Source organism: Pseudomonas sp. NFPP25, from assembly GCF_900116505.1.
In the GTDB taxonomy this organism is placed as follows: Bacteria; Pseudomonadota; Gammaproteobacteria; order Pseudomonadales; family Pseudomonadaceae; genus Aquipseudomonas; species Aquipseudomonas protegens.
The window spans coordinates 26,175-36,533 of record NZ_FPBG01000012.1; the positions used below are offsets into that span (position 1 = coordinate 26,175).

The window sequence follows — 10,359 nt, forward strand, 5'->3', positions numbered from 1 at the left end:
CGTATAATCCGCCGCCATGACTCGTACCCGATCCCCTCGTTCTGCTAAAAAAACGCCGTCTGGTGGCCTGCGCCCCTGGCTGGGCTGGGCCCTCAAGCTCAGTCTGGTCGGTTTGGTGGTGCTCGCCGGCTTTGCGGTTTACCTCGATGCCGTGGTCCAGGAAAAGTTCTCCGGCAAGCGCTGGACCATTCCGGCCAAGGTCTACGCCCGCCCGCTTGAGCTGTTCGTCGGACAAAAGCTCAGCAAGGACGATTTCCTTACGGAACTCGACGCTCTGGGCTATCGCCGTGAAAGTGTCGCCAACGGCCCGGGCGCAGCCTCGGTCAATGGCAATACCGTGGACCTGAACACCCGCGGCTTCCAGTTCTATGAAGGGCTGGAGCAGGCTCAGCCGGTGCGCGTGCGCTTCTCCGGCGATTACGTGGCGGAACTGTCCGGCAGCAAGGGGGCCAAGCTCGCGGTGGTGCGCCTGGAGCCATTGCTGATCGGCGGCCTGTACCCGAAGAACCTCGAAGACCGGATCCTGATCAAGATCGATCAGGTTCCGCCGTATCTGCTGGAAACTCTGGTAGCGGTGGAAGACCGCGACTTCTATTCACACCACGGGGTGTCGCCCAAGTCGATTGCCCGTGCGATCTGGGTCAACACTTCGTCCGGCCAGATGCGCCAGGGCGGTAGTACCCTGACCCAGCAGTTGGTGAAAAACTTCTTCCTGACCAACGAGCGCAGCCTGTCGCGCAAGCTCAATGAAGCGATGATGGCGTTGTTGCTGGAGCTGCATTACGACAAGCGCGAGATTCTCGAGGCGTACCTCAACGAGGTCTTCGTCGGCCAGGACGGTCAGCGTGCGGTACACGGTTTCGGTCTGGCCAGCCAGTTCTTCTTCAGCCAGCCCCTGTCCGAACTCAAGTTGCACCAGGTGGCGCTGTTGGTCGGGATGGTCAAAGGGCCTTCCTATTACAACCCGCGGCGCTACCCGGAACGTGCCCTGGAGCGGCGTAACCTGGTGCTCGATCTGCTGGCACAGCAGGGCGTGGCTACCCCGGAACAGGTGGAGGCGGCGAAGAAGATGCCGCTGGGCGTAACCAAGCGCGGCAGCCTGGCGGACAGTTCCTTTCCCGGTTTCCTCGACCTGGTCAAGCGTCAGTTGCGCGAAGACTACCGTGATGAAGACTTGACTGAAGAAGGCCTGCGGATCTTCACCAGTTTCGATCCGATCCTGCAGATGAAGGCCGAAGCCTCGGTCAACGACACCTTCAAGCGCCTGGCCGGGCGCAAGGGCTCGGAAGACGTCGAGGCGGCGATGGTGGTGACCAACCCGGAAACGGGCGAGGTCCAGGCCATGATCGGCAGTCGTCAAGCCAGCTTTGCCGGTTTCAACCGGGCCTTGGATGCGGTGCGCCCGGTGGGCTCGTTGATCAAGCCGGCGGTCTACCTGACCGCCCTGGAAAAGCCCAGCCAGTACACCCTGACCAGTTGGCTGTCGGATGAGGCGTTCTCGGTAAAAGGCGCAGACGGGCAGGTGTGGAAGCCGCAGAACTATGACCGGCGCTCCCACGGTACGGTGTTCCTGTACCAGGGCCTGGCTCACTCCTACAACCTGTCTACCGCACGGCTCGGCCTGGAAGTGGGTGTGCCCAATGTCCTGAAGACCCTTGGGCGCCTGGGGGTGACCCGCGAGTTCCCGGCCTTCCCATCGATGCTGCTGGGGGCAGGGGGCATGAGCCCGATGGAAGTGGCGACCATGTACCAGACGCTGGCCAATGGCGGCTTCAATACGCCGATGCGCGGGATTCGCAGCGTGTTGACAGCGGAAGGCGAGCCGCTCAAGCGCTATCCGTTCCAGATTCAGCAGCGCTTTGATGCCGGCTCGATCTATCTGATTCAAAGCGCAATGCAGCGGGTGATGCGCGAAGGCACCGGCAGCTCGGTGTACAACGTGTTACCCAAGACTCTAGCGTTGGCGGGCAAGACCGGTACCAGTAACGATTCCCGTGACAGCTGGTTCGCCGGTTTCAGCCAGGACCTGCTAGCCGTGGTCTGGCTGGGCCGCGACGATAACGGCAAGACGCCGTTTACCGGTGCTACCGGCGCCTTGCAGGTGTGGACCAGTTTCATGCGCAAGGCCGACCCGCTGCCGCTGGATATGCCGCAGCCGGACAACGTGGTTCAGGCCTGGGTCGATTCGCGTACCGGGCAGGGCTCCGATGCCAACTGTCCGGGGGCTGTGCAGATGCCGTATATTCGCGGCAGCGAACCGCCTCCCGGTGCTTCCTGTGGGGGAGAAAACCCGGCAGGCGGCGATTCGGTGATGGATTGGGTCAAGGGCTGGATGAACTAAGCGATGAGGGTTTGACGTGAACAAGTGGTGGATTCCAGCTATTACAGCTCTGGCGTTGCTCAACGGTTGCGCCAGTGTGCAGCGCGGCTCTATTCCCGTCGTGGATTCCGGCACTGCCGTGTCCAACAGCGAGCGGATTTCCGCCTCCGGAGGCTTTCGCCAGACGACCATCAAGCGCCCGGCGCAGGCTCAGGCACAGGCGATTCCGGAAGATTCCGGCGTAGTGGTAATGGTTCCGGGCGGCGGCGCTACGGCCTCGGTGCCGATCAGCAGTTCGCCCATTACTCCGGGGCCGGTCACTTCAGGGCCTATTACCCCGGGGCCGGTGGACGGCTCCGGTTATCAGTCGGCACCGATCAGTCAGGGCACTTACAGCATGCCCTCTACGCCCAGTGGCATCCCTTCGGCCCGGGCCGGTGGTCTTTCGGCCGATGAGCAACTGGATGGCCCGGTGCTGGCGTTGCTGACCACTGCGCAACAACAGCAGTCCAGTGGTGACTTGAACGGTGCTTCCTCCAGCCTCGAGCGAGCGCAGCGTGTTGCGCCACGCGAGCCGCAGGTGCTGTATCGCCTGGCTCAGGTACGCATGGCCCAGGGGGATGCGCCCCAGGCCGAGCAGTTCGCTCGCCGTGGCCTGAGCTTTGCCAACGGCCGCCCTGATCTCCAGGCAAGCCTGTGGGAGCTGATTGCCCAGGCGCGTGAGAAACAGGGTGATGCCGCAGGTGCAGCGCAGGCGCGCCAGAAAGCTCGGGTTTCGCTGTGATGGATGGGCGCTTTCCCAGGATCGCCGAACAGTTGCTGCTGATCGAGCGTGAGTTGCGTGTGCAGGGCCTGTGGGACGACGCTGTGCCCAGCGCCGAGGCACTGGCCAGCACTCAGCCCTTTGCCGTGGATACTCTGGAGTTCGAGCAATGGCTGCAGTGGATCTTTCTGCCCCGCATGAAGATGATTCTGGAGCAGGATTTGCCGCTGCCCAATGCGTCAGGTATTCAGGAAATGGCCGAGATGGTGTTCTCCACTCGCCCGATGCAGGGGCGCGACCAGCAGTTGCGAGTTCTGCTCAAAGAGTTTGATCAGCTCATCGTTGCTACTCGCTGAAACACGACTGCCAGGCATGCCTGGCAGTCGCCTCCCTCCATGCTGCCCACTTCAGTCTCGTTCTCTCGAAGTGACAACTTCGGAGGGTTCATGTCTGTCCGTGCATTGCTGTTGTTGCAGTGCATGACGTTCCTCTCGGCTCTCTGGCAATGGGGTTTCGCCCAAAGTCCGGGTTCGCATTTCTGAGTTGCTTGCCGAAGATTGCGCAATTGAAGCGCAGACAGCAGTCGTTTTTGGGTTTTTTCTTGCGTTCTCATGCGCTTAGTTCGAATTAACCACATAGACGACTTGACTTGAAGAGGACGAAACAGAAGAATCCAAAGTCCGCTGTAGAGGGACTGCCAGAAGCAGACCCACTCAGCAGATCATGAGGCGCACATCCGCGCCGAAGTGCTACACCCGCAACGCGTTACCTCGCGCTGGGTGGGAAAACCCCGCAACACTTTGGGGCGCTCCCAATACTTGCTCAGTCAGTGCTGACGTAGTCGGCGACCACCGTCGCTCATGCTCTGCTGAGAAGTAAACCTATTAAGACCCGCTCCCTTTTGAGGGCGGTATTCTGGCGTTTTAGAGGTGAACAACGTGGAGCTTTTATCTGGCGGTGAGATGCTCGTCCGCTTTTTGCGTGACGAAGGCGTCAAATATATCTACGGGTACCCGGGTGGTGCTCTCCTTCATGTTTACGATGCCCTGTTCAAAGAACCGGACGTGACCCACATCCTGGTTCGTCACGAACAAGCGGCGACCCATATGGCTGACGGCTATGCCCGTGCCACCGGTAAAGCCGGCGTGGTACTGGTGACCTCCGGCCCGGGCGCGACCAATGCCATTACCGGTATTGCCACCGCCTATATGGACTCGATTCCCATGGTGATCATTTCCGGCCAGGTGCCCAGCACCATGGTAGGCACCGACGCGTTTCAGGAAACCGACATGATCGGTATCTCCCGGCCGATCGTGAAGCACAGCTTCATGATCAAGCACGCTTCGGAAATCCCGGAAGTCATGAAGAAAGCCTTCTACCTGGCGCAATCCGGTCGTCCTGGTCCGGTGGTGGTCGATATCCCCAAGGACATGACCAACCCGGCTGAAAAGTTCGAATACGTTTTCCCCAAGAAAGCCAAGCTGCGCTCCTACAGCCCAGCTGTTCGCGGTCACTCCGGGCAAATCCGCAAGGCGGCAGAAATGCTCCTGGCGGCCAAGCGCCCTGTGCTTTATGCAGGCGGCGGCGTGATTCTCGGCGGCGGTTCCGCACCGCTGACCGAACTGGCCAAGATGCTCAATCTGCCAGTGACCAATACCTTGATGGGCCTGGGCGCCTATCCGGGCACCGACCGGCAGTTCGTGGGCATGCTCGGCATGCACGGCAGCTACACCGCCAACCTGACCATGCACCATGCCGACGTGATCCTGGCCGTGGGCGCGCGCTTCGATGACCGGGTGATCAACGGTGCGCCGAAGTTCTGCCCGAATGCCAAGATCATCCATGTCGATATCGACCCAGCTTCCATCTCCAAGACCATCAAGGCCGATGTGCCTATCGTCGGTCCAGTGGAGAGCGTCCTGACTGAAATGGTCGCGGCACTCAAGGAAATCGGCGATACCCCGAACAAGGAGACGGTCGCCAGTTGGTGGAAGCAGATCGAAGAGTGGCGCGGTGATCGCGGCCTGTTCCCTTACGACAAGGGCGACGGCAGCATCATCAAGCCACAGACCGTGATCGAAACCCTGTGCGAAGTCACCAAGGGCGATGCCTATGTGACCTCCGACGTGGGGCAGCACCAGATGTTCGCGGCGCAGTACTACCGGTTCAACAAGCCCAACCGCTGGATCAACTCCGGTGGCCTGGGCACCATGGGCTTCGGTTTTCCGGCGGCCATGGGCGTGAAATTGAGCTTTCCGGATAATGATGTCGCCTGTGTCACCGGTGAAGGCAGTATCCAGATGAACATCCAGGAGCTGTCGACCTGTCTGCAGTACGATCTGCCGGTCAAGATCATCAATCTGAACAATGGTGTGCTGGGGATGGTGCGCCAGTGGCAGGACATGAGCTACGGCAGCCGTCATTCGCACTCCTACATGGAATCGCTGCCTGACTTCGTCAAGCTGGTCGAAGCCTATGGTCACGTGGGCATGCGTATCACGGATCTGAAGGATCTGAAGCCGAAGATGGAAGAAGCGTTCGCCATGAAGGATCGCCTGGTGTTCCTCGATATCCAGGTCGACACCAGCGAGCATGTCTATCCGATGCAGATCAAAGACGGCTCCATGCGCGATATGTGGCTGAGCAAGACGGAGCGTACTTAATCATGCGGCACATTATTTCCTTGCTTCTGGAAAACGAACCGGGTGCTCTGTCTCGTGTTGTAGGTCTGTTCTCGCAACGCAACTACAACATCGAAAGCCTGACGGTGGCGCCGACTGAAGACCCGACACTGTCGCGTCTGACCCTGACCACCGTTGGCCATGACGAGATCATCGAGCAGATCACCAAGAACCTGAACAAGCTGGTTGAGGTGGTGAAGCTGGTAGACCTGTCGGAAAGCGCGCACATCGAGCGTGAACTGATGCTGGTCAAGATCAAGGCCACTGGCGCCCAGCGCGCCGAGGTCAAGCGCACTACCGATATTTACCGTGGGCAGATCGTTGATGTCAGCGCCAGCGTATATACCGTTCAACTGACCGGTACCAGCGACAAGCTCGACAGCTTCATTCAATCGATCGGCACCGCATCGATTCTGGAAACCGTACGCAGTGGTGTCACCGGGATTGCCCGTGGCGACAAAGTACTGAGCATCTAACTCAAATTAGCGAATGGCCGGAACGGCCTGATATAGGGGAAATTCATGAAAGTTTTCTACGATAAAGACTGCGACCTGTCGATCATCCAGGGTAAGAAAGTTGCCATCATCGGCTACGGTTCCCAGGGCCACGCTCAAGCATGCAACCTGAAGGATTCCGGCGTAGACGTGACTGTCGGCCTGCGTAAAGGCTCGGCTACTGTTGCCAAGGCTGAAGCCCACGGCTTGAAAGTGACCGACGTTGCTGCAGCCGTTGCCGGTGCCGACCTGGTCATGATCCTGACCCCGGATGAGTTCCAGTCCCAGCTGTACAAGAACGAAATCGAGCCGAACATCAAGAAGGGCGCCACTCTGGCCTTCTCCCACGGCTTCGCGATCCACTACAACCAGGTTGTGCCTCGTGCCGACCTCGACGTGATCATGATCGCGCCGAAGGCTCCAGGCCACACCGTACGTTCCGAGTTCGTCAAGGGCGGTGGTATTCCTGACCTGATCGCGATCTACCAGGACGCTTCCGGCAACGCCAAGAACGTTGCCCTGTCCTACGCCGCAGGCGTGGGCGGCGGCCGTACCGGCATTATCGAAACCACCTTCAAGGACGAGACTGAAACCGACCTGTTCGGTGAGCAGGCTGTTCTGTGTGGCGGTACCGTCGAGCTGGTCAAAGCCGGTTTCGAAACCCTGGTTGAAGCTGGCTACGCTCCAGAAATGGCCTACTTCGAGTGCCTGCACGAACTGAAGCTGATCGTTGACCTCATGTACGAAGGCGGTATCGCCAACATGAACTACTCGATCTCCAACAACGCTGAATACGGCGAGTACGTGACTGGTCCAGAAGTCATCAACGCCGAATCCCGTCAGGCCATGCGCAATGCTCTGAAGCGCATCCAGGACGGCGAATACGCGAAGATGTTCATCAGCGAAGGCGCTACCGGCTACCCATCGATGACCGCCAAGCGTCGTAACAACGCTGCTCACGGTATCGAAATCATTGGCGAGCAACTGCGCTCGATGATGCCTTGGATCGGTGCCAACAAAATCGTCGACAAAGCCAAGAACTAAGTTCGAGTCTTGTCAGGGAAAACGCGGCCTAGGCCGCGTTTTTTCGTTTGCATGGATAGGTTCTGGTATAAAGCTGGATCCTTTGTGGCCGAATCGCGGCCCTAGGTATCTGTCGAAACTTTTCACACCGTTGCAAGGTAATGTCCATGAGCGAACGTCCCGAAGAGCCAAACCAGGCCTCTGACGCCGAAAGCCTGCTACCGATCGATGAGCATGTCGAAGAAGGGCATGACGCTGAAGGCCGTAAAGTCCGGCATCGTGGTATCTATCTTCTGCCGAATCTGTTCACCACTGCGAACCTGTTCGCGGGGTTCTATTCCATCATTAGCTCCATGAGCGCCCAGAGTGCAATGAGCGCCGGAGATGCGGCCGGGGCGAGCAAGTACTTTGCCTTTGCCGCGATCGCCATTTTCGTGGCCATGGTGCTTGATGGCCTGGATGGGCGTGTTGCCCGCATGACCAACACACAGAGTGCTTTTGGCGCTGAATACGACTCGCTGTCCGATATGGTTGCATTCGGCGTAGCGCCGGCGTTGTTGGCCTTTGGCTGGGCCCTGGGTGACATGGGCAAGGTCGGCTGGATGGTCGCCTTCATCTATGTGGCAGGCGCGGCCTTGCGTCTGGCGCGTTTCAATACTCAAGTCGGTACTGCCGACAAGCGTTATTTCATCGGCCTTGCCAGCCCGGCAGCGGCAGGTGTGGTGGCCGGTATCGTCTGGGCATTCAGCGACTACGGGATCCAGGGGTCGAAGATGTCGTTCCTGGTGGCGTTGATGGTGGCCGCCGCAGGCATGCTGATGGTCAGTAACATCAAGTACAACAGCTTCAAGGACCTGGACCTGAAAGGGCGTGTACCTTTTGTGGCGATCCTGGCGGTGGTACTGGTGTTTGCAGTGGTGTTCAGCGATCCGCCGCGCATTCTGCTTTTGGTGTTCCTCGCCTATGCGGCGTCGGGCCCTATCCAGTACCTGTTGCACCTGCGTCGTCGCAAAAGCGTCGAGTGATGTAATTTCCCCCATACTCCGCAGTCTATTGGTACATCTGTCCTCCAATACTGCGGAGTTGCCATGTTATTCAAATTCCCCAAGTCGTCCGACTGCAATGAGTCCCAGGTTACGCCCGAATCTCTTTACCTCTCTCGACGCAGCCTGCTCAGTGGTGCGGTTGCGGGCATGGCGTTTGCCAGCTTGCCGCGATGGGCAGCAGCACAGGACGCGTCGCGTTATGCCGATGTTGAGCCGGGCCAGGCTCCCGGGTGGTTCTCCGACAAGCTGTCGACCACTCAGTGGCAAGCTGTAACCGTCAGGGATGAGGCGATCACGCCTTTCAAGGACGCGACTCACTACAACAACTTCTACGAATTCGGCACTGACAAGGGGGACCCGGCGGCCAACGCGGGCGCGCTCAAGACTCAGCCTTGGAGTGTGGTCGTGGATGGTGAGGTGGCTAAGCCAGGCCGCTACGCCCTGGAAGATTTCATGAAGCCCTACTCGCTGGAGGAGCGTATTTATCGACTGCGTTGCGTAGAGGCCTGGTCGATGGTGATTCCCTGGATAGGTTTTCCAATCTCAGTCTTGCTCAAGCAGGTGGAGCCCACCAGCAACGCCAAGTTCATTCGGTTTGAAACGTTGCAGGATCCCAAGAGTATGCCGGGCCAGCGCTCCGGCTTTGCCTTGATCGACTGGCCCTATGTCGAGGGATTGCGTCTTGATGAGGCGATGAATCCATTGGCGATTCTTGCGGTGGGGATGTACGGGCGTGAACTGCCTAACCAGAATGGTGCGCCGCTGCGCCTTGTAGTGCCTTGGAAATATGGCTTCAAAAGTGTGAAGTCGATTGTGCGCATCAGCCTGGTCAGCGAGCAGCCCAAGACTACCTGGCAGAGCATTGCGGCCAACGAATATGGTTTTTACGCGAATGTGAATCCGACGGTTGATCATCCACGCTGGACCCAGGCTCGGGAACGACGTCTACCCAGCAGTCTGTTCAGTCCCAATGTGCGGGAAACCCAGATGTTCAACGGTTACTCGGATGAAGTCGCTTCTTTATATAGCGGCATGGATCTGCGGAAGAACTACTGATGCGTTATTCGTTCTGGCGTATCGGTGTCTTTATCGCTGCGGCTATCTGGCCGCTGTATTGGCTGTATGAAGCCTGGGCTTCGGTCCTGGGGCCGGACCCGGGCAAGGTACTGGTTGATCGTCTGGGGTTGGGCACGCTGGTGCTGTTGTTGAGCACCTTGGGCATGACTCCTTTGCAAAAACTCACGGGGTGGTCGGGCTGGATCGCTGTGCGCCGACAGTTGGGGTTGTGGTGCTTCGCTTATGTAGTGCTGCACCTGAGTGCTTATGGGGTATTCATCTTGGGGTTGGACTGGTCGCAGCTGGGAGTTGAGTTGCGCAAGCGTCCCTATATCTTTGTCGGAAGCCTGGGGTTCCTCTTTCTGTTGTTATTGGCTGTGACGTCCAATCGTTATAGCCAGCGTCGCTTGGGCGCGCGTTGGAAGAAGCTGCATCGCCTGGTTTATCTCATCCTGGGGCTGGGGCTGCTGCATATGCTATGGATTGTCCGGGCGGACCTGAAGGAGTGGGCGGTCTACGCTTCTATAGGGGGGCTGTTGTTGTTGCTGCGTGTTCCCCCTGTAATGCGCCGGATTCCGCGCCTAATCGCAAAGAAAGCATCTTCTGCAACAAAATCGTAATTAACCCTTGACGGCAGATTCTACAGGTCTATAATTCGCCCCACTTCCGGCGCAGTCGAAACGGAAAACTCCTTGAGATTCAATGAGTTACGCAGTTTTCGACAGCGGTTACGCTTCAGTTCATCGAAGCCAGAAGCAGTTGGTAAGGCAGTCAGTTTTCGCCTTATTAACGATTCGATCCTCTCGATCCTCTCGGTCGAAAGCGGTTGAAAAGAGGTGTTGACAGCAGCGTGTAACGCTGTAGAATTCGCCTCCCGCTAACGAGAGATCGGAAGCGCAAGTGGTTGAAGTTAAAAAGGAAACTTTGAAAACTTCTTAAAAAAATCACTTGACAGCAAATGAGGCTGCTGTAGAAT

9 protein-coding genes are annotated in these 10,359 nt (G+C 58.3%); all 9 read left to right on the forward strand.

Going from position 1 to position 10,359, the window contains the following annotated elements; genetic code table 11:
• The first annotated feature begins 16 nt into the window (after window positions 1-16).
• The 9 genes from mrcB (at window position 17) to msrQ (ending at window position 10,003) form a co-directional block, all read left to right on the forward strand.
• Complete coding sequence (mrcB, locus tag BM382_RS31135) at window positions 17-2,341, forward strand: penicillin-binding protein 1B (protein WP_072445080.1); 2,325 nt, start codon at window positions 17-19, stop codon at window positions 2,339-2,341.
• A gap of 16 nt (window positions 2,342-2,357) precedes the next feature.
• Window positions 2,358-3,104 carry a tetratricopeptide repeat protein gene (locus BM382_RS31140; RefSeq protein WP_072445082.1) on the forward strand — a complete coding sequence of 249 codons (747 nt, stop codon included), beginning with the start codon at window positions 2,358-2,360 and terminating at the stop codon, window positions 3,102-3,104.
• Window positions 3,104-3,439 carry a YqcC family protein gene (locus BM382_RS31145; RefSeq protein WP_011063490.1) on the forward strand — a complete coding sequence of 112 codons (336 nt, stop codon included), beginning with the start codon at window positions 3,104-3,106 and terminating at the stop codon, window positions 3,437-3,439. Before BM382_RS31140 ends, BM382_RS31145 begins: the two co-directional genes overlap by 1 nt.
• A 582-nt stretch (window positions 3,440-4,021) precedes the next feature.
• Complete coding sequence (locus tag BM382_RS31150) at window positions 4,022-5,746, forward strand: acetolactate synthase 3 large subunit (RefSeq protein ID WP_053160192.1); 1,725 nt, start codon at window positions 4,022-4,024, stop codon at window positions 5,744-5,746.
• A 2-nt stretch (window positions 5,747-5,748) separates the two neighbouring features.
• Complete coding sequence (gene ilvN, locus BM382_RS31155; protein WP_011063488.1) at window positions 5,749-6,240, forward strand: acetolactate synthase small subunit; 492 nt, start codon at window positions 5,749-5,751, stop codon at window positions 6,238-6,240.
• A 45-nt stretch (window positions 6,241-6,285) separates the two neighbouring features.
• The gene (gene ilvC / locus BM382_RS31160) at window positions 6,286-7,302 is read left to right on the forward strand and encodes a ketol-acid reductoisomerase (protein ID WP_007959661.1); all 1,017 of its coding nucleotides are present in this window, start codon (window positions 6,286-6,288) and stop codon (window positions 7,300-7,302) included.
• Between the two features lie 146 nt (window positions 7,303-7,448).
• Entirely contained in the window at window positions 7,449-8,306 is an 858-nt protein-coding gene (gene pssA / locus BM382_RS31165; RefSeq protein WP_011063487.1) for a CDP-diacylglycerol--serine O-phosphatidyltransferase, read from the forward strand.
• 63 nt (window positions 8,307-8,369) lie between these two features.
• Window positions 8,370-9,383: a protein-methionine-sulfoxide reductase catalytic subunit MsrP gene (gene msrP, locus BM382_RS31170; protein WP_072445084.1), complete on the forward strand. Its 1,014-nt coding sequence runs from the start codon at window positions 8,370-8,372 to the stop codon at window positions 9,381-9,383.
• Window positions 9,383-10,003, forward strand: coding sequence for a protein-methionine-sulfoxide reductase heme-binding subunit MsrQ (gene msrQ, locus BM382_RS31175; protein WP_072445086.1), 621 nt, complete (start codon window positions 9,383-9,385; stop codon window positions 10,001-10,003). The genes msrP and msrQ overlap by 1 nt, the downstream gene beginning before the upstream one ends.
• Window positions 10,004-10,359: the final 356 nt, after the last annotated feature.

Coding starts and splice junctions, on each gene's coding strand:
- mrcB (WP_072445080.1), top strand. CDS start 17: ATGACTCGTACCCGATCCCCTCGTTCTGCTAAAAAAACGCCGTCTGGT.
- BM382_RS31145 (WP_011063490.1), top strand. CDS start 3,104: ATGGATGGGCGCTTTCCCAGGATCGCCGAACAGTTGCTGCTGATCGAG.
- ilvN (WP_011063488.1), top strand. CDS start 5,749: ATGCGGCACATTATTTCCTTGCTTCTGGAAAACGAACCGGGTGCTCTG.
- ilvC (WP_007959661.1), top strand. CDS start 6,286: ATGAAAGTTTTCTACGATAAAGACTGCGACCTGTCGATCATCCAGGGT.
- pssA (WP_011063487.1), top strand. CDS start 7,449: ATGAGCGAACGTCCCGAAGAGCCAAACCAGGCCTCTGACGCCGAAAGC.
- msrP (WP_072445084.1), top strand. CDS start 8,370: ATGTTATTCAAATTCCCCAAGTCGTCCGACTGCAATGAGTCCCAGGTT.
- msrQ (WP_072445086.1), top strand. CDS start 9,383: ATGCGTTATTCGTTCTGGCGTATCGGTGTCTTTATCGCTGCGGCTATC.